This is a genomic window from Janthinobacterium longum (assembly GCF_051380735.1).
Taxonomy (GTDB): domain Bacteria; phylum Pseudomonadota; class Gammaproteobacteria; order Burkholderiales; family Burkholderiaceae_D; genus Janthinobacterium.
In genome coordinates, this window is record NZ_JBNYXQ010000010.1 from 131,138 (window position 1) to 151,018 (window position 19,881).

The following is a 19,881-nucleotide window of genomic DNA, read 5'->3' on the forward strand; positions in this document are numbered from 1 at the left end:
GCAATTGTCACGCTGGCGTCACAATCGGACGTCAAGATGCATACTGGGGCAGTGATGCCATCGATTTTGAATGACGGGGCATGATGAACAAGTATTGGACGAGGAGTGCGTTGCTGGCCGTGGCCGGCATCTTGCTGGCTTTCGCATCGCTGGAAATATTGGGTGGGCCGCTCGGCTGGCTGGCCGACGGTCGCGAGGCGGCTGGTCTGCTTGTCGGTGATGGCATACCGCTGCTGCAGTTGCTGCTGCTGGCGATGCTGCTGGACCACCTTATGTGGGCGTTAGCCGCACGCGGTCGCACCCTCGACATGCGCGTGCCGCGGCTGGCGCTGCAGATCGTCACCTTTTTGATTTATGCGCTGTCTTTTTGCGGCATATTGAACCAGGTCTTCGGCCTGTCGATGACGGCCATGCTGGGCGCGTCCGGGGTGATTGGCCTGATACTCGGTTTCGGCCTGCGCGGCCTTGTGGCCGACGTGTTTTCAGGTATCGCTCTGCACCTCGACGCGTCGATCGGCGTCGGCGACTGGGTCGACCTGCAATATCGTGGCCGCGACCTGTCAGGCAAGGTGCTCGATTTTGCATGGCGCACCGTGGTGTTGGCCGACCGCGCCGACAACCTGGTACTGATACCGAATGGCGAATTTGCCGGCGTGATGGTGACCAATCGCTCGCGCCCAAGTCCCTTGTCCAAATACGAGTGCGTGCTGGAACTCGATGCCGACCACGATACGGCGCGCATCCTGGCCATCCTCGATAACGCTCTGGCGCGCGCGGTGCAGGACGGCATGCTGGCTGCCCTGCCGGCGCCGTATGTGCAGGTCGCGGCGCTGAAAGACGGCCTGGTGACCTACCGCCTGGTGTATTTCGTCGAGGTGGGCGCCAGGTCGCCCGGCACCCACAGCCACGTGGCGCTGCAATATGGCGCCCAATTCCTGCGTGCGGCCGGCGTGCCGCTCGCCAGCCCCCGGCAGGTTGAATGGCGCCGCCATGGCGGTGATGGCCGGCATGTCATCGAACGGCCCGAGGTGCGCGTCAGCGTGCTGGCCAGCGCGCCTTACCTGGCGGTGCTGTCGCCGCAGGAGCTGGCCGTGATCGCGGCCGAAACGGTGACGGTGCATACGGGCGCCGGGCAGACGCTGCTGAACGCCGGCGACCCCGGGGAAACCATGTTCGTGGTGCTGGAGGGCAGTTTCGATGTCGTCATCGATGGCCCACACGGCCCGCTTGACGTGGCGCGACTATGGCCCGGCGACTGTTTCGGCGAGATGTCGCTGTTTACCGGGGCACCGCGCTCGGCCCATGTACGTGGCCGCACCGCCTGCCTGACCCTGGAAGTGACCAAGCACACCATGGCCGGCATTTTCGCGCGCAACCCGAAACTGGTGGAACGTATTGCCGAACTGATCGACCAGCGACGCAGCGTCAACCAGGACGCCTTGCTGCGCCCGGCGGGCCTGCCGGCCGACGCGCCGCAGTCGCCTGGGATGCTCGAGCGCATCCGCGAATTTTTCAGGCTGGCGAAATAATCAGGACAGCACGTTCAGGATGCCGTCGAGGCCGACAAAATTGAGCGCCACGTCGGCCTGGGCGCGCACCACGGGCTTGGCGCGGAAGGCCACCGACATGCCGGCGATGCCCATCATTTTCAGGTCGTTGGCGCCGTCGCCCATGACGATGGCCTGCGATGGCGAAATGCCCAGTTCCTCGCATACACGCTCCACGGTGCGCTGCTTTTCCACGGCGTCGACGATGCGGCCCAACACCTTGCCGGTCAGCTTGCCGTCGACGATTTCGAGCTCGTTGGCGTGCGTGTAGTCCAGGCCCATGCGTTCCTTCAGGCGATCGGTGAAGAAGGTGAAGCCGCCCGATACCAGCAAGGTTTTCAGGCCGGCTGCTTTGACGGCCGCCAGCATTTTTTCGGCGCCCGGCGACAGTTTCAAACGCTCGTCATAGACGCGCTGCAGGGCCGAGGCGTCCAGGCCTTCGAGCAGCGCCACGCGCTGCGTCAGGCTGGCGGCAAAATCGAGTTCGCCGCGCATGGCCGCTTCGGTGATCGCCGCCACCTGCGGTTTCAACCCCTGCATGTCGGCGATTTCATCGATGCACTCAATGGTGATCAAGGTCGAATCCATGTCCATCGCGACGAGCTTGAATTCGCTCAGCGTGCGATGCCCCATCAGATAGGTGGCGTCCAGCTGGGCCGCCTGCGCCGCCACCTCGATGGTCGGCAGCAGTGCTTTGGAGTAGCTGATTTTTTCGCAGCGCAGCGCATAGGGCCCCAGGCGCGTGATACTGGTCGGCGCGGCCAGCGCGGCGATGCGCTCCAGGCGTGCCGGGTCGCCGTCGACGCCCTGCAGTATCAGATTCATGGTCATGGAAGAGGTATTGGTCATGGTAGCCTGCGGTAAAAGTCTAAACGGTCAATTGCTTGATGGTGGTCTTGATTTGCATCACGCGCGCGGCCAGGTCGGGCATGGCGGCGCTGATTTTGAGCTTGTCCTGGCCATGCAGCTTGATATGCCGGTTTTTCTGTATCAGTTCGATGATGCGCATCGGATCGATCGGCGGCTTGGCCATGAATTGCACCGTGGCTGCTTCTCCATGTACGTCGATCTTGATGATGCCGACGGTTTTTGCAGCGATGCGCAGGCGGTGCGTTTCGATCAGCGCTTTCACCGGGTCGGGCAGCTTGCCGAAGCGGTCGATCAGCTCTTCCTGGATATCGTCGATCTTGTCCTGCGTGGCGCAGTTGGCCAGGCGCTTGTAGATCGACAGGCGTTCGTGCACGTCGCCGCAGAAGTCGGCCGGCAGCAGCGCCGGCACATGCAGGTTGATCTCCGTGGTCGAGGCGAGTGGCGCGGCCAGGTCCGGCTCCTTGCCAGCTTTCAAAGAGCGCACCGCTTCGTTGAGCATGTCCGAATACAGCTGGAAGCCGATTTCCGTCATCTCGCCAGACTGGCTTTCGCCCAGCACTTCGCCGGCGCCGCGAATTTCCAGGTCGTGCATGGCCAGGTAAAAGCCGCTGCCCAGTTCTTCCATCTGCTGGATCGCGTCCAGGCGGCGCTGCGCCAGCTTGGTCAGGCCCTGCACATCGTGCACCAGCAAATAGGCATAGGCCTGGTGGTGCGAGCGGCCGACGCGGCCGCGCAGCTGGTGCAGCTGCGCCAGGCCGAACTTGTCGGCGCGGTGCATGATGATGGTGTTCGCGGTCGGCACGTCGATGCCGGTCTCGATGATGGTGGTGCACAGCAAAATATTGAAGCGCTGGGCGACGAAATCGCGCATGACTTTTTCCAGGTCGCGCTCGTGCATCTGCCCGTGCGCCACTGCGATGCGCGCCTCGGGCAGCAGTTCGGTCAGCATCGCCAGGCGGTTCTGGATGGTTTCCACTTCGTTGTGCAGGAAGTAGATCTGGCCGCCGCGTTTCAGTTCGCGCAAGCACGCTTCGCGGATAATCGCTTCGCCTTCGCTGCGCACAAAAGTTTTGATCGCCAGGCGCTTTTGCGGCGCGGTGGCGATAATCGAAAAGTCGCGCAAGCCTTCCAGCGCCATGCCCAGCGTGCGTGGAATCGGCGTGGCCGTCAGCGTCAGCACATCGACTTCGGCGCGCAGCGCTTTCAGTGCTTCCTTCTGGCGCACGCCAAACCGATGTTCCTCGTCGATGATGACCAGCCCCAGACGCGTGAATTTCACGTCGTCGGACAGCAATTTATGGGTGCCGATAACGATATCGAGCGTGCCGTCTGCCATGCCCTTGAAGGCTTGCGTGATCTCCTTGCCGCTGCGAAAACGCGACAGCTCGGCAATGCGCACCGGCCAGTCGGCAAAGCGGTCGGCAAAGGTCTGCGCATGCTGCTCGGCCAGCAGCGTGGTCGGTGCCAGGATGGCCACCTGCTTGCCGCCCATGACGGCGATAAAGGCCGCGCGCAATGCCACTTCGGTCTTGCCGAAGCCGACGTCGCCACACACCAGGCGGTCCATCGGTTTGCCGGACGTCATGTCCTTGATCACGTTGTGAATCGCTTCGGCCTGGTCCGGCGTTTCATCGAAGCCGAAGCTGTCGGCAAAGCGCTCGTAGTCGTGCGAGGAATACTCGAAGGCGTGGCCCTGGCGCAGCGCGCGGCGCGCATACAGGTTGAGCAGTTCGGCGGCCGTGTCGCGCACCTGGTCTGCAGCGCGTCTCTTGGCTTTTTCCCACTGGCCCGAACCGAGCGAGTGCAACGGTGCGTCTTCGGGCGAGGCGCCCGAATAGCGCGAGATCACATGTAGCTGCGACACCGGCACGTACAGCTTGGTGTCTTTCGCGTATTCGAGGTGCAAAAACTCGGTTTCGCCTTCGCCCAGGTCCATGCTGGTCAGGCCCATATAGCGCCCGATGCCATGGTTGATGTGCACCACCGGGTCGCCGATTTTCAGCTCCGACAGGTCGCGCACCATCGATTCGACCTGCGTCACGCCTTCCTGCTTTTTCTTGCCTACGCGCCGGCCCGAGCCCGCATACAGCTCGGTCTCGGTAATGAACGCCAGGTTGCCTTCGTCCGTGTACAGCTCGAAGCCCGCATGCAGCGGCGCCACGCCCAGCATCAGCTTGGCGCTTGATTGCAGGAAGCCGTCGCTGCCTTCGACCGGCGTCAGGTGAAGGTCGTATTCGGCAAAGTACTGTTGCAAGGTTTCGCGCCGGCCGTTCGATTCGGCACACACCATCACCCTGCGGCCCGGCTGCAGCAAGAAGCTGCGCAGATTGGCCAGCGGATCGTCGGCGCGGCGGTTGACGGCAATATTGGGCAGCGGCGCCGACAGTTCGGACGCCAGCGCATCGCTCGACTTGGCAATCGCCAGCCGTGCATGGGGCTTGGCCAGTGCAAAGAATTGCTCGTCGCTCAGAAACAGCGACTCGGGCGGCAGGATAGGACGTTCGCGGTCGGCCTTCAGGAAGCGGTAGCGCGACTGCGTGTCGGTCCAGAAGCGTTTGATGCCCTCGTCGATCTCGCCCACCAGGGCCAGCGAGGCGTCGGGCGGCAGGTAGTCGAACAGGGTGGCGGTCTGCTCGAAAAACAGCGGCAGATAGTATTCGATGCCGGCCGAGGCGATGCCGCTGCTGATGTCCTTGTACACGACCGAGCGCGAAGGGTCGCCTTCGAACTGTTCGCGCCAGCGGCTGCGGAAGGTGGTGCGCGCCGCTTCATCCATCGGAAATTCACGGCCTGGCAGCAGGCGTACTTCGTGCACCGGGTAAAGCGAGCGCTGGGTATCGGCATCAAACGTGCGGATGGTTTCGATGGTGTCGCCGAACAGGTCGAGCCGGTAGGGCAGGGCGGAGCCCATCGGGAACAGATCGAGCAGGCCGCCGCGCACCGAGTATTCACCGGGCGACATCACCTGCGATACATGGCTGTAACCGGCCAGCGTCAGCTGCGACTTCAGGCGCGCTTCGTCCAGCTTTTCACCCTTCTTGAAAAAGAAGGTGTAGGCGGCCAGGAACGACGGCGGCGCCAGGCGCACCAGCGCGGTGGTGGCCGGCACGATCAGCACGTCGCACTGGCGGCTGCGGATTTCGTGCAGGGTGGCCAGGCGTTCGGAGACCAAGTCCTGGTGCGGCGAGAAGGCGTCGTAGGGCAGGGTTTCCCAGTCCGGCAGCAGATGGCAGCGCAGCTCCTTGCCGCCGAACCACGGTATTTCATCGAGCAGGCGCTGGCCATCGCTGGCCTGCGCCACCACCACCGCCAGCATCTGGCCGCGCGACTTCAGTTCCAGCGCGGCCAGTGCCAGCGCATAGGCGTCGGATGAACCATACAGGGCGGGCAGCGCGTAGCGGTTGCCGGGCTTGGGGAGCGATTTTTTCAGGGCTGAGGACATGCAGGCGATGATACTGGTGACAGAAGCAGTTGACAGGAAAGGCTGTATTGTGCGCGGCGCCTTTCATCAAGGCGCGGCAGGCACGATTATAGACCATCGCCCGTGCGTACATTGGCGATGCCGAACGGCACGTGCACCATCGGTATCGTGCCCCCTGCTGATTTTAAATGGCTCAACTGGTCATCGAAAAAGATATGCGGCCTGAACACGGCCAGCACGCGCGACTTGTCCATGCCGCCGAGGAAAAACGTTTCGTCGGCGGCGACGCCCCAGCTTTTCAGGGTGGTGACCACCCGTTCGTGCGAGGGCGCGTTGCGCGCCGTGATAATGGCGATACGCAGGATCTTCCTGTAGGCCGGATCGCGTTTTTGCGCGCGTTCCTCCAGCCGCTGCATGGCGGCCAGTTTCTGGAACAGATCGGCCAGCGGCCCGGGACGGTGCGGCGTGCCGACGTTCAGGGTTTCATGGGCATGGAATTCGTCGACGTCGTTATTACGCTTGAAGACGGTTTCGGCCTCGTCGTCGGCGATCACGCCATCGAAGTCGAAGGCCACGCGCAGTTCGTCGTCGGCCTCGTCGTCTTCGGTGCGCGACGGCAGCACCAGGCCGGCAGGAAAATTGCAGGCCAGCGCGCCGCGCACATCGTCTTCATTCGCGCTCAGGAAGAGCGAGGCGTTGAACGCCGGCAGGTAAGGGTAGGGCGACTTGCCGGTCATGAAGGCAGCGCGCGAAATATCGAGTCCATAGTGGGCGATCGAGTGCATCACGCGCAACCCGGTTTCCGGCGAATTGCGTGAAAACAGCACCACTTCCACCGGCGCCTCGTGCGGATGGTGCTTGTTGATATTCAAAAAACGCCGGATGAAAGGAAACGCCACGCCGCGCCCCAGCACGGTGTCGAGGTGGGTTTCCTGGTATTTGCGGTATTCCTCGGGGCCGCTGTCCAGGTAGACCTGGTGCGATTCGGACAGGTCGAACAGCGCACTTGAAGCGACGCCGATCACCAGTTTTTGTTCGATTAGATAAGCCATGGTAGTTCCGCTGTGGTCTTGTCGTCCATCTTAGACGAATATCAATTGCGCGACCAGCTATCGATACCCGGGAAAATAGTGATGGGATTTCATTTTTGCGCCGGGCCGGTGCACTTTTGTTTCTGTTACACCACAAGCAACTATTAAAAGTTGTTTTGCGTCAAGTATGGTTCTGCCCGCAGGCATTTGGAGCTGTTTGTCAGTTTTTACCAGCAGTACGGTGCTTCGCACGATCTGTTCGCCAAGGCAGAAGCCTCGCTGAACCAGGTCATTGCGCTCAACAAGCAGATCGCCGACGCCAGTGTCAAGGCTGGCGCCGCCTTGATCACGCGCGCCATCACGCGGCCCATCATCGCGGCCGTGGAGGCTGCGGGTGCCGGCGAGCAGGGGCGCGGCTTTGCGGTAGTCGCCACCGAGGTGCGCAACCTGGCGCAACGCTCAAGCCAGGCGGCGAAGGAAATCAAGACGCTGATCGGCGAATCGGTCGAGGCCGTTGATGCTGGCGGCAAGCTGGCGGCAAGCTGGTGGCAGAAGCTGGCGGCACCATGGCCGAGATCAGCCTGGCCACGCAGGAGCAAAGCTCGGGCATCGACCAGATCAACCAGGCCATCAGTCAGATGGACCAGGTGACGCAGCAGAATGCGGCACTGGTGGAAGAAGCCGCAGCAGCGGCCGAATCGCTGCAGGAACAGGCCGGAAAATTGTCGGAGGTGGTCAGTGTGTTCCGGCTCGATGGCGTGCAGGTGCAAGCGCCTGCGGCGCCGCGCAAAGCGGCTACCCCGAAGCGTCCCGCCATCCGTGCCGCAAATCACTCCACCGCACCACGCGCAGCATTGAAAGCAGCGCCTGCCACCGGCTACGGCAAGCCCGCGAACGATGACTGGGAAGAGTTCTAAGCGCTTGCCTACTCGTAGGCGCCGAGGCGCCGCTGCTCTTCCGGCGAAAACAGGGTGGCAGCCAGTTGCGCCAGCTGTGCCGCATCCTGCGCGCCCAGTGCCGCCTTTTGCGCTTTCCAGGCCATAATGCGCTGCTGCCAGTGCGCTTCCTCGCGATCGAGTTCGGCCAGCCGCGCGGCCGCTTCCGGGCTGAAGGTGGCGGCGCGCAGCTGGTACACCTCATTGTCGCCGCCGCCCTGCGCGCGCAAGGCGCGTACCGAAGCGTCGAGCGCGCTGACTTGCAGCGGCGCGTCGCGTTCGAGACGCTGTGCAGGTGACAGCGCGGCGTCGAGCGCGGCCAGCCTGCGCTGCTGCTCCGCGTCGCCCAGCGTGCTGTCTTGCAATACCACCATGCGCGCCAGGGCGTCGTCATCGCGGGCGTCCAGTGCGCCGAACAGGCCGGCACTTTCCTGCTCCGTAAAGTAAGCCGGCCGCAGTGCGCGCATCGCCTGCAGGCGTGCGCTGGCCGCCTGCAGCGCGTCGGCAGATGACGGCAGTGCCTGTTCGGTCAGCACCAGTGCCTGTTTGTAAGACAAGTAGGCCGCCAGCAGGCGCTTCGCTTCGCGCGCCGGCCCCGGCGGCAGGCGCCGCTCCAGCTCCAGCTCGATCTGGCTGCGTATGGCCTCCAGTGGTTTTTCGCCCAGGCCCGCCAGATAGTAGTCGAACAGGTGGCCCAGCTCCGCGTCGACTTTCAGCGTTTCACCGGCGGAGACCGTCAGGTTACCATCGGGCCGCGTGCCCTCCATCGAACGCACGAACGCAAACAGGTCGGGATCTTGGGGTGGTGGCGCCGGCGCTTCGCCCGGCGCCTGCGTCCAGTACAGCGCCAGCGCGGCCAGTGCGCCGGCCGCGATCAGGGTCGTGTGCAAGCGCATGGCCGCCTCCTTACAGGCCGAGGCCCTGCAGGCGGTTGGCCTGCTGGCGGAACACGGTGACCGGCGACGTTTCGAACAGGTTGACAATGCCGATGAACTGGTTGACCTCGTCGAGGTGGTTCATGGCGTAGTCGTCGCGGATCACCTTGCCCAGGTGGCTGGAGCAGCTGCCGACCAGGCCGTCATTCTTGTCGCTGCCAAAGGCCAGGCTGACGGCTGCCAGTGCCGGGTCGCCTGCGTCGAGCGCATTGGTATAGGGCTGGGCGCCGCTCCACGAAAAATAGTACACGCCGCGTTCCTGGTAGGCGCCTTCGCCGCAGGCGGTTGTTGGTACACCTTGCGGATGGCGGGTATTGAAGGCCAGCGAACCGCTGGTCGACAGCGAGGCCAGCGCGGCGCCCGCGTTTTGCGGCAGACCTTTGTTGCCGGAGATGATGCCGATCAGCGAGGCGAGGGCGTTACCGAGCGCGCCACTGGTATTGGGTATCGTGCCGGCCAGGATGTCGGCCACTTTCGAGCCCTTGTTGACGCCCGCCACGCTGGTCACCGAGGCCACCAGGTCGGGCCGCACGGAGGCCACGTAGCGCGCCGTGGGGCCGCCATGGCTGTGGCCGATCAGGTTGACCTTGGCCGCGCCGGTGACGGCGAGGATTTGCCGTACCTGCGACAGCAATTGTTCGCCGCGTACTTCGGTGCTGTTGGCGGCCGACACCGTGGTCAGGTAGACATTTGCGCCGCCGCTGCGCAGGGCGGCGGGGATGCCGTAAAAGTACTCGACCGGCCCCAGTTTGTCGAAGCCGAACAGGCCGTGCACCAGCACGATGGGATACTTGGTTTGCGTGTAGCCGGCGGCGCTGGCGGTGGCAGGCAGACCAATGCAGCAGGCCAGGACGAGGGTGGACAGCAATTGCCAGAAGCGGGTCTTCATTTTGTCTCCGTTATTTTTAGTGGGAAATGTCGATGCCGTAGCGGTACCGGCGTCGCCATCTGCCGCCATCTGTGTGGCAGCTAATATAGCGAGCGCTCGGTCTATTAAATGTAGCACCGTCGTGCCGCAATAGCTTGCCAATTCGATATTGCAGTGCAATATGACGAGCAGCGCTGTTGCGGGGATGTTGCGATTGACCAGCGTGGTCAGATTGAAAAGACCAAGCGCGATTTTGCTGGGCTATAATCAGGGCCGATTTGCACCCCCGCCGTGGTTGCCGTACCCGGCGGCGCCGTTTTTACACTGTCTTTTGGGAATGCACTTGTCGACCCATTTCAACTTTGAACAGTTCCAGCAGATGACGCCTTTGAATGGCGTGAATATCTGGGAATACATCCTCGACCGCCATGCGGGCCGCATCGGCGTCAAGCGCCGCAAGCCTGCGCTGGAAAACCTGGAACGCATCTTCGGCGCCACCTTCAGGCTGGCCAACGACGTGGGCTTTCGCGCCATGAGCTTGCGCGACCTGTGCCGCGAGACCGGGCTGTCGATGGGCGGTCTTTACGGCTATATCACCGGCAAGGATCAATTGGCCGAAATGATCGAAGACGTGGTGCGCCACGCCACGCAAGCGTTGCCGCAGTTGTTTGTCGATGTGGCGTCGCCGCTGGACCGGTTAGAGGCGATGATACGCTCATCGATCTATTTGTCCGAGATACTGCAACCGTGGTTTTATTTTGTGTACATGGATTCGCGCGTGCTGCAGGTCGAGCAGCGCAGCATGGCCAAGCAGTCCGAATTGTACGTGCAGACTTTGCTGGCCAAAACCATCGCCGAAATCAGCCCACAGCCGCAGGGCGACCCCACCATGCTGGCCTCGCATTGCCTGGCACTGTTCCAGGACTGGTATGTCAAGCGCTGGAAGTACCGCGCGGCCAAGGTCAGCGTGGATGATTTTGCCGACAGCACGGTGCGCACGGTGCGCGGATATTTGAGCGTCGCAGCTTGACCAGACCCAATGGCAAATACCGGGGTCGGACGGGGTCGCCGAGACCCGGCGGGGGAATAAGTCCCAATGGGACTTATTCCGATCGCGAAGCGACTGACCCCAGTTTTACGCTGCTGGCTAGTTGGTGGTTTCCACCGGCAGCGCCTCCGGCACCGCCGCCGGGTCGGTCGGCGTTTCGGTGTCCATGTCCAGCGTTTTGACGCCATTCATGTCGATGAATTCGTCATACATCCACTCACCATCGACCTGGCTCAGGCCGGCCGGCACGGCGCGCGTGATTTGCGGCCGGGTGGCCAGCGCCGTCTGCATGTAGTCGATCCAGATCGGCATGGCCAGGGTGGCGCCGAATTCGCGCCCGCCCAGCGACTTCGGTTCGTCGTAGCCCATCCACGCGACTGCCACGATGCCGCCGCTGTAGCCGGCGAACCAGCCGTCAACGGCGTCGCTGGTGGTGCCGGTCTTGCCGGCGATATCGTTGCGCCCCAGTTTGCGGGTGGCGCCCGCGCCGGTACCGGAACGGGCCACTTCGCGCAGCATGCTGTCCATCACAAAGGCGTTGCGCGGATCGAGTGCCAGGGTCTTGTCGTCGCCGGGCGCCGGCGGCTTGGTCTGCATCAGCACCACGCCCTTGGCGTCGACGATGCGGTCAATCAGATACGGTTCGACCTGGTGGCCGCCATTGGCAAACAGGGCGTAGGCGCCGGCCATCTGCACCGGCGTGACGGAACCGGTACCGAGCGCCATGGTCAGGTTGTTCGGCTGGCGTGCCGGGTCAAAACCGAATTTTTCGATGAACTCGTGGGCGTAGGGCACCCCCAGCGCGCGCAGTATGCGCACCGAAGCCACGTTCTTCGACTGCGCCAGCGCATAGCGCATGGTGATCGGGCCGTCGAACTTGAAGTCGTCATTTTGCGGCGACCAGATCTTGCCGCCGGCCGGCAGTTCCAGGGGCACGTCATTGATCAGGGTCGCTGGTGAAAAGCCTTTTTCCAGTGCCGCCGAATATACGAAGGGCTTCATGGCCGAACCGGGCTGGCGCCACGCCTGCGTGACGTGATTGAACTTTTGCAGGTTGTAGTCGAAGCCGCCCACCATCGCATGATAGGCGCCCGTGTCGGCGTCGAGCGAGACGAAAGCAGCGGCTACCAGCGGCACTTGCGTGATCATCCAGTTGTCTTTCGCGTCCTTGCTGACGCGGATCACGGCGCCCGGACGCAGCTTGATGCCGGCCGCCGCTTTGGCGGACAAGGCAGGGGCGGCAAAGCGCAGGCCGGCGCCGCTGATGACTTTCGCTTCGCCGTCGCCGGTGTCGACCGTGACCTTGCCATTTTCGACCTCAGTGACTACTGCGGCGATCAGACCGTCGCTGTCAGGGTGTTTTTGCAGGGCAGCATCGATGGCGTCGTCGCGCAGTTCGGGTTCTGGCGGCAGCTCGATAAAGGTTTCAGGCCCGCGGTAGCCGTGGCGCTGGTCGTAGGCGATCACGTTGCGGCGGGTGGAGGCGTAGGCTGCATCCTGGTCGGCTTTCAGAATGGTGGTGTAGACGCTGATGCCCTTGGTGTAGCTGTCTTCCTTGTATTGCGCAAAGACGGCCTGGCGCGCCAGTTCGGCGACGTATTCGGCGTGGGTATCGAAGCCCTGGTTGCCGCGCGTGTTGTAGCGCAGCGGCTGTTTGAGCGCTTGCTGGTACTGGCCGTCGCTGATGTAATCGAGATCGCGCATGCGCTTCAATACCAGTTGCTGGCGCGCGTGGGCCCGTTTCGGATTGCTGATCGGGTTATGGCGCGACGGGTTTTGCGGCAGGCCGGCCAGCATCGCCATTTCGGCGATCGACAGTTCGCCCAGCGGTTTGCCAAAATAAGTTTGTGCCGCGCTGCCGAAGCCGAACGAGCGCTGGCCCAGGTAGACTTGGTTCATGTACAGCTCAAGGATCTGGTCTTTCGACAGGGCCGCCTCGATTTTCAGGGCCAGCATGACTTCATTGAGCTTGCGCGAGGCGACCTTGTCGCGTGTGAGGAAGAAATTGCGCGCTACCTGCATGGTCAGGGTCGAGCCGCCGCCATGGCCAAAGCCGTGGCGCAGGTTAGACATCATGGCGCCGCCGACTCGCACGAAGTCGATGCCATTGTGTTCATAGAAGCGGCTGTCTTCGATGGCCATCAGGGCCTTCTTCATCATTTCCGGCACCTGCGCGATCGGCACGAAATCGCGGTGTTCTTCACCGAATTCGCCGATCAGCACATTGTCTGCCGTATAAATGCGCAGCGGTATTTTCGGCTGGTAGTCGGTAATCACGTCAAGCGCGGGCAGGCGCGGTTTGACAAACAGGAACAGATAGGCGGCCAGAGCGATGGCGCAAGCCAGGGCGGCGCAGCCGGTAAGCAGCAGGCCGCGCACGACGGCGCGGCGGGATGGCCAGGGGAAGCCGGATCGGTTAGCAGTCAAGACAGTCTCGCGTAAGCATGCAGGGCACGGTGGCAGCGATTATAGACCAAGCGCCTGCCGGCTCGCCCGTCGGGGCAGGGAAAGCAAAAAACCTTTTCAGGCAAACGTGGCTGTGCGATAGTCACGGCTTCAAGAAAATAGCCCGGGCGCCAATCCGGGCTGTTTTGATTTATACATAACGAGGAACCTATGGCGAAAGATGCAAACCCGGGCGCGTTCAAACCGTACATTCCGGCCGACGCGCAGCTCCCCGAGATGACCTTCCGCGCGCTGCTGATGGGCGTTATCCTCGGCATGGTATTTGGCGCGTCGTCGCTGTACCTGGTACTCAAGGTAGGCCTGACCGTCAGCGCCTCGATTCCCGTCGCCGTGATTGCGATCACCCTGTTTGGCCTGGCCAAGAAGGTGGGCGGCAAGGATTCGTCGATCCTGGAAAACAGCATCACGCAGACTGCCGGTTCGGCCGGTGAATCACTGGCCTTCGGCCTGGGCGTGACCATGCCGGCGATCCTGATCCTCGGTTTTGACCTGGAGATTTCGCGCGTGATGCTGGTCGGTATCCTGGGGGGCTTGCTGGGTATCCTGATGATGATCCCGATGCGCCGCACCATGATCGTCGATCAGCACAAGGAACTCAAATTCCCGGAAGGCACGGCCTGCGCCGAAGTGCTGAAGGCGGCTGCCACCGATGAATCGCGCATCGCTGCCGGCGAGAGCATCGCGTCCGATTCGGCTGCCGCGAAAGACGCCAAGCGCCGTGCCAAGATCATCTTCGGCGGCTTCGCCGTCGGGCTGTTATACAAGGTGTTCAACATCTCGTTCAAGGGCTGGAAGGATACGCCGGGCGTGGAATTCGGTGCGCCTCTCAAGGCCGGCTCGATCGGCGCCGAGATTTCGCCCGAATTGCTGGGCGTGGGCTATATTATCGGCCCGCGCATTGCCGCCACCATGGCGGCCGGCGGCGTGTTGTCGTATCTGCTGCTGATCCCGATGATCAAATTTTTCGGCGACAATCTCACCACCGTGCTGTCGCCGGGCACCAAGTTGATCAGTGCGATGGGCGCCGACGATATCCGCAGCGCCTATGTGCTGTATATCGGCGCCGGTGCCGTGGCCGCCGGTGGCCTGATTTCGCTGGTGCGCGCCATGCCGATGATCTGGCGCAGCCTGTCGGCTGGCCTGGCCGGCATCGGCAAGGGCAGCAAGGCCAATTCGACCTTGCGCACCGAGCAGGATATTCCGCTCAAATGGGTGATGATAGGCTGCCTGGCGATTATCGCCGCGATCACCTTCGCCACCCCGTTGCACATGAATTTGCTGGGTGCGTTGCTGATCCTGGTGTTCGGCTTTCTGTTCGCCACCGTGTCGTCACGCCTGACCGGTGAAATTGGTTCCTCGTCGAACCCGATTTCCGGCATGGCCGTGGCCACCTTGCTGTTCACGTGCCTGATCTTCTTGCTGATGGGCTGGACCGGTGGCCGCTACTACGTCACTGCCTTGTCGGTCGGCGCCATCGTGTGTATCGCCGCCAGCAATGCCGGCACCACTTCGCAAGACCTGAAGACCGGCTACCTGATCGGCGCCACGCCGCGCTTGCAGCAGTATGCGATCCTGGCCGGCGCCTTGTCGTCGGCGCTGATACTGGGCCCGATCCTGCTGAAACTGAACGAGGCCAGCACCGTGTACGTGCCGGCCGCGCAGGTGGCGCCCGGCGTCACGGTCGATGCCTCGAAACTGGCGGCGACGGGCGAACTGCACGGCCCGCAGGCCGAAACCGACCACAACACCTATAAAGTCTGGCAGAAGACCGACACCGTCGGCGGCCCGGCCGGCAAGTATTTCGTCAAGGACGATGGCCAGTTGGCCTATCTCGTCGACCCGGGCATCAACGGCGCCTATAACAAGCGCCCGGACGGCTCGGAAGTGAAGAAATACGATGCGCCCAAAGCCGTGCTGATGTCCTACATTATCAAGGGCATACTCGACCAGCAGCTGCCATGGACGCTGGTGCTGTTCGGCGTGATGATCGCCGTAGTGCTGGAAATGGCCGGCATCGCCTCGCTGGCGTTCTCGGTAGGCGTTTACCTGCCGCTGTCGTCGACCCTGCCGATTTTCGTCGGCGGCGTGATCCGCTGGCTGGCCGACCGCCGCAACAACAAGCTCGAACACAACGCCACGCTGAGCGAGGAAGAGCGCCAGCTGGCCGGCGACCGCAGCTCGGGCGTGTTGCTCGCTTCCGGCTATATCGCCGGCGGCGCACTGGCCGGCATCATCATTGCGATTACGGCCGGCGTGCTGACGCACTTCGACCAGATGATGGCCGATTGGGCGCAGCACGGCAATCCGTTCTATGCCGGCACCAGTTCGGACGCGCTGTCCCTGCTGCCGTATGCGGTGATGATCGTCTTGCTGTATGTGGTGGCGCGCGAGAAGAAAAAGGATGGCTTGCAGGATTGATTTCGTGAAGCTCTCATGAAAAACCGCTCGTGTCACTGTTGACGCGGGCGGTTTTTTTTATGCGGCTAGATGCCGAACACCTTCAGCACCGCATCCGTGAACCCCTCGAACCAGCTGCCCACCTTGCCCGGCTGCTTGCCGTGGCGCGGCGTCTCTTCGTACAGATAGACGCCGTCGCCGTCGAAGCGGTCGTTGAGCAGCGCCTGCTGGCCGCGCAGATACGGAATAAAGGTTTCGCTGCGGGTAGTTGAATACAGCACGCCGGTGCCAAAGCCCAGGGTAGCGGCCTGGCTGATGCTGCGGCCTTGACCAGCCATCTCCATGCGCACGCCACGCGTGCCGCGCACGATCAGGGTGACGGGGCCGCGAAAAACGATAAAGCGCAGCTGCAAGGTCAGCCAGGCGTGCAGGCTGGCCAGGCGCCAGTGGCTGCTGATGGCGGGCTTTTGCTTGCCGTGAACGATCAATCCCGCCAGTCCACGCGGTTGCAGTACCAGCGCCGCGCCTTGCGGCAGGTGCAGTACGGCCACTTCCATCAAGGGGTCGTCGCTGGCAGACAGCGTGATCGATGCCGGCCCGGTGCTGGTAATGCGCGTGAGTGCCGCCATGCCTGCGGCCAGGCTGGTAAAAGGGTAGGCCCAGTCCAGCAGCCACTGTGTGCGCTTGCGCGTGCCGCTTGGTGACGATTGCAAATACGCCGGATGGATCAGCATGGTGTCCCCGGGCGCCAGTTGCAAGGCCTGCGAGACGCCGGAGATGCGCGACTCCTGCGCCAGCGGCAGCGTAGCACTGCCAACCTCGAAGTGCAGTTCGCGTGCGATCGACAAGGGCTTCAGGCGCGCTGCCAGCGGCGCCAGCACGAAGTAGAAAAAGGCCTTGATGGCAAGTGGCGTGGCGATGGCCGACAGCACCAGCAGGGCGGCCATGGGTATCACGTCGAGCACGGGCGCGCGCCAGCGGGCAATCCAGTGTTGCGCCAGCCTCGATTCGCCGGCGTCTATGGTCTGCCGCAGCGGCGCCAGCGCGCCTGCCAGCGCCGCTGTGTCGATGGCGAACGGCGCGGGCCGCTTGGCGCTGTTGGTGCGCGCGCGTTGCAGCAGGTATTGCTGGTAGGCCGCCAGATTGGCTTGCCGCAGGCGTTCTTCCTGTTCTGCCAGGGGCGCCAGTTGAGCATGGACCACGCTGCCGGGCAGGTGGGCCGCCAGCGGATGCGCCAGTTCAAGCTGGCGCTGCTGTTCCAGGTTGGCCTGCAGCGCAGCATAGGCCTGTACGTGTTCGCGATGACGGCGCGCCAGCAACTGGCGAGCATCGTCGCCACGCAAGGCCGCTTGCAAGGCGTCCAGGTAGTGCGCTTCCTGGGACAGCACTTCGATCTCGACCCGGCGTGTGGCCTCCTGCTGCGCGTGTTCGGCCAGCAGCTTTGCATCGGGCAAGGGCAGGGTGAACAATGAGGGAGATTGTGCCGACGCCAGTAGCCGCAGTTGTTCCTGCACCTTGGCCAGGCGGGCCTCGACGGCGGCCAGGCTGGCGCCTTGCATGGCTGCCAGCCTGGCCTGAGCTGTTTGCGCAAGCGTGGCGCCATGGCTGTCGCCAGCGCTGGCGGCCTCGCGCAAGATGCCGACCGAGGCGGTGCTTGTCTGAAAACCGCGCCATTCGGCCAGCAGATAGCGTCCGGCCAGCAGGATGACCATAAACAGCACGAACTGCAGCGCATGGCGCAGCAGGAAGTGGAAAACGGTCGTCAGCAGCTGGCGCAAGGCGGTCGCGTACTAGCTGGCCGCGCCATCGGCATCGGCACAGCACTTCTTGTACTTCTTGCCGCTGCCGCAGTGGCATGGATCGTTGCGTCCCGTCTTCGGCACTTCACGCAAAACCGTGCTGCCGGCCTGGCTGTGGGCCTGGCTTTTCAGGTGGCGCTGGCGCGCCCAGGCCGCATTGATGGCGATCACGGAGGGAATCACGCCATCCATCGCAGCTTCGGCCGCTTCATCATCGAGCTCGGTGGCAATGGCCAGGTGCCTGAACGGCGCCAGGTATTCGGGGTGGCTGACGGCCAACGCCGCCCATTGCGGCTTGTCCAGCGCCGTGCCGCGCAGAAAGCCGCTGCACCAGCCTTGCACGCTCCATTCAGGGCCGCATTCGTAGATCGGCTCGAAGCTGTCCGGGTCTTTCGCCAGCCATTCGACCATATAGTCGAAGTGGCGCTGCGCCAGCGCTTGCGCGCGTTCGGTGTCGCCCGGCGCCAGGCTGGACGCGGTGCTGCCGGCAGCCTTGTCCCATACCCATGGCAGCCACGCGGCACCGGCAAGCTGGTTCGGGCTCAGCGCCACGGCGGTAATCAGGCCTTCCAGCATCGACACGTCCATTGCGCGTCCTTCAAGTTCTGGCCTGGCAAGCAGGATAGCGAGTTCGGCGTATTCGTCGTCGGAGAGGGGCGAGGTGGTGGAGATGCTTGACATAGGTTTCAATGGTAGTGGTTGGACGAGGCGGTAGCCTTGACGGTATTGTAACCGGCAATAAAAAACGGCGGCCCGCAGGCCGCCGTGTTCTTGAAGCAGAGATGAATTACTTCACGCCGTGCATCAGTTTGTTGATCAGCGGTGCGATCAGGAACAACACCAGGCCAGCGCCCAGCAGTGACCAGAAGCCGACGGTGTAGCCGGCCAGTGCCGACTGGGCCGACATGCCGCTCTCGCCGCTGACATAGCTGGCAAACATGCCCGACAGATTGTTGCCGATGCCGGTCGACAGGAACCAGCCGCCCATGCCCAAGCCGACCAGGCGTACCGGCGCCAGCTTGGTGACCATCGACAGGCCGATCGGCGACAGGCACAGCTCGCCGATCGACTGGATTACATACACCATGAACAGGGTCCAGAACGGGATCTTGTTGTCGGCGCTAACCAAGCTCGACAGTGCGAAGATCAGCAGGCCGAACGCAATCGCGTTACCCAGCAAGCCCAGGCCGAATTTGCGCGGGATCGACGGGTTGACGTTGTGGCGTGCCAGGAACACCCAGACGGCGGCGATGATCGGTGCGAAGACGATAATGGCCACCGAATTGACGCTCTGGAAGTAGGCGGTCGGGAATATCCAGAAGCCCAGGTCGCGGTTGACGATGTTCTCGGCCAGGAAGGTAAACGAGCTGCCAGCCTGTTCGAAGAATATCCAGAACAGGATGTTGAAAGCGAAAATCACCAGCATGGCAATGGTCTTGTCACGCGCGACCTTGCCGTTGCGGATGCCTTCGATCATCAGCATGATGGCCAGGCCGACGAACAGCACGGTCAGCACGATTTGCAGGTTGGCGGCGCCAACGGTCAGCAGGAAGTACATCACGGGAATCACGCACACGCAGCCGAGCGCCACCCAGACCACGCGCATCGGGTTGCCCGCGTGCGCTTCCGGTGCACCGATGCCTTTGAGCGCGGCACGGCCGATATAGAACCATACCAGGCTGATCAGCATGCCGACGCCGGCTGCCATGAATACCACCTTGTACGACGGCATGCCGCCGGTGCCAAAGACCGATTCGGCCAGCCACTGGGTGAACACGGGAGCGATCATGGCGCCCAGGTTGATGCCCATGTAGAAGATCGTGAAGCCGCTGTCGCGGCGCGGATCGGCGGTGGTGTACAGCTTGCCGACCATGGTCGAGATGTTCGGCTTGAACATGCCGTTGCCGACGATCATGGTGGCCAGGCCCAGGTTGAAAATATCCTGGTTTGGCACGGCGATGCAGAACAGGCCGGTAGCCATGAAGATGGCGCCCAGCAGAATGGAACGCTGGTAACCGATCACGCGGTCGGCGATATAGCCGCCGAACAGGGCGCCGGCATACACCAGCGCGAGGAAGGAACCATAGGTAAGGTTGGCCGCAGCCTGTCCCGACGCATCGCCACCATGGAACTGGGCAACGATATACAGGACCAGCGCCCAGCGAACTCCGTAGAACGCGAAGCGTTCCCAGAATTCAGTCATGAACAACATCCACAGTGGGCTGGGGTGGCCCATGATCTGCTTGAACTCGGGAATTACGGCTTCCTTGTTGGGCGTAGTCGCACCGCTCATGCGGTTCCTCCTGAAAATTATTATAGTCAATCGATAAAACAACCATATGGAAGGTGGCGCACTGCCTGCACTCTTGTGAAGTACCGGCAGCATGGCAATTCCAATAGGCAGGCATTCTAATCTACAAATTGCGCTGGGCGAAGGTTTCGATTTGCATTGGCAAGAACGTTGTTTCATATTGGTCAAACCGGTTTGCATGCAAGTGGGCCGGGGCCGATTTCTCCACGGTGCAGCACAAGCGGGCCGACTTGTCGTATATTGGCAGTGCAAC

Annotated in this window: 14 protein-coding genes; 5 read left to right on the forward strand and 9 right to left on the reverse strand. The window is 62.7% G+C overall.

Annotated elements, in window-relative coordinates:
* Positions 1-80: 80 nt before the first annotated feature.
* Positions 81-1,529: a cyclic nucleotide-binding domain-containing protein gene (locus ACQ4WM_RS21355; protein ID WP_436548656.1), complete on the forward strand. Its 1,449-nt coding sequence runs from the start codon at positions 81-83 to the stop codon at positions 1,527-1,529.
* Here the strand turns inward: ACQ4WM_RS21355 and serB are convergent, their stop codons facing one another.
* The 3 genes from serB to ACQ4WM_RS21370 form a co-directional block, all read right to left on the reverse strand.
* Complete coding sequence (serB, locus tag ACQ4WM_RS21360) at positions 1,530-2,372, reverse strand: phosphoserine phosphatase SerB (RefSeq protein WP_436548697.1); 843 nt, start codon at positions 2,370-2,372, stop codon at positions 1,530-1,532. It lies immediately after the preceding gene.
* Between the two features lie 43 nt (positions 2,373-2,415).
* Positions 2,416-5,859 (reverse strand): transcription-repair coupling factor, encoded by a 3,444-nt coding sequence (mfd, locus tag ACQ4WM_RS21365; RefSeq protein ID WP_436548657.1) that lies wholly within the window; start codon positions 5,857-5,859, stop codon positions 2,416-2,418.
* An 86-nt stretch (positions 5,860-5,945) separates the two neighbouring features.
* A complete protein-coding gene (locus tag ACQ4WM_RS21370) occupies positions 5,946-6,890 on the reverse strand; it encodes a 5'-nucleotidase (RefSeq protein WP_436548658.1) in 945 nt (314 codons plus the stop codon).
* Between the two features lie 186 nt (positions 6,891-7,076).
* Here ACQ4WM_RS21370 and ACQ4WM_RS21375 point away from each other — a divergent pair, with 186 nt between their 5' ends.
* A complete protein-coding gene (locus tag ACQ4WM_RS21375; protein WP_436548659.1) occupies positions 7,077-7,520 on the forward strand; it encodes a methyl-accepting chemotaxis protein in 444 nt (147 codons plus the stop codon).
* Positions 7,436-7,786: a hypothetical protein gene (locus ACQ4WM_RS21380; protein ID WP_436548660.1), complete on the forward strand. Its 351-nt coding sequence runs from the start codon at positions 7,436-7,438 to the stop codon at positions 7,784-7,786. Before ACQ4WM_RS21375 ends, ACQ4WM_RS21380 begins: the two co-directional genes overlap by 85 nt.
* Before the next feature lie 8 nt (positions 7,787-7,794).
* Here ACQ4WM_RS21380 and ACQ4WM_RS21385 read toward each other — a convergent pair whose 3' ends face one another.
* Positions 7,795-8,700, reverse strand: coding sequence for a lipase secretion chaperone (locus tag ACQ4WM_RS21385; RefSeq protein ID WP_436548661.1), 906 nt, complete (start codon positions 8,698-8,700; stop codon positions 7,795-7,797).
* A gap of 10 nt (positions 8,701-8,710) precedes the next feature.
* The gene (locus tag ACQ4WM_RS21390; protein ID WP_436548662.1) at positions 8,711-9,628 is read right to left on the reverse strand and encodes a lipase family alpha/beta hydrolase; all 918 of its coding nucleotides are present in this window, start codon (positions 9,626-9,628) and stop codon (positions 8,711-8,713) included.
* Between the two features lie 316 nt (positions 9,629-9,944).
* On the opposite strand from ACQ4WM_RS21390, the gene ACQ4WM_RS21395 reads away from it, so the two are divergent.
* Positions 9,945-10,637: a TetR/AcrR family transcriptional regulator gene (locus ACQ4WM_RS21395; RefSeq protein ID WP_436548663.1), complete on the forward strand. Its 693-nt coding sequence runs from the start codon at positions 9,945-9,947 to the stop codon at positions 10,635-10,637.
* A 117-nt stretch (positions 10,638-10,754) separates the two neighbouring features.
* Here ACQ4WM_RS21395 and ACQ4WM_RS21400 read toward each other — a convergent pair whose 3' ends face one another.
* Positions 10,755-13,082: a penicillin-binding protein 1A gene (locus tag ACQ4WM_RS21400; RefSeq protein WP_436548664.1), complete on the reverse strand. Its 2,328-nt coding sequence runs from the start codon at positions 13,080-13,082 to the stop codon at positions 10,755-10,757.
* 189 nt (positions 13,083-13,271) lie between these two features.
* Here ACQ4WM_RS21400 and ACQ4WM_RS21405 point away from each other — a divergent pair, with 189 nt between their 5' ends.
* Positions 13,272-15,539 (forward strand): OPT family oligopeptide transporter, encoded by a 2,268-nt coding sequence (locus tag ACQ4WM_RS21405; RefSeq protein ID WP_436548665.1) that lies wholly within the window; start codon positions 13,272-13,274, stop codon positions 15,537-15,539.
* A 65-nt stretch (positions 15,540-15,604) separates the two neighbouring features.
* On the opposite strand, the gene ACQ4WM_RS21410 is transcribed toward ACQ4WM_RS21405, so the two are convergent.
* The 3 genes from ACQ4WM_RS21410 to ACQ4WM_RS21420 form a co-directional block, all read right to left on the reverse strand.
* Positions 15,605-17,296: a hypothetical protein gene (locus ACQ4WM_RS21410; RefSeq protein ID WP_436548666.1), complete on the reverse strand. Its 1,692-nt coding sequence runs from the start codon at positions 17,294-17,296 to the stop codon at positions 15,605-15,607.
* A gap of 12 nt (positions 17,297-17,308) precedes the next feature.
* Positions 17,309-17,998, reverse strand: coding sequence for a UPF0149 family protein (locus tag ACQ4WM_RS21415; protein WP_436548667.1), 690 nt, complete (start codon positions 17,996-17,998; stop codon positions 17,309-17,311).
* A 106-nt stretch (positions 17,999-18,104) separates the two neighbouring features.
* Complete coding sequence (locus ACQ4WM_RS21420; RefSeq protein ID WP_436548668.1) at positions 18,105-19,610, reverse strand: peptide MFS transporter; 1,506 nt, start codon at positions 19,608-19,610, stop codon at positions 18,105-18,107.
* Positions 19,611-19,881 lie beyond the last annotated feature (271 nt).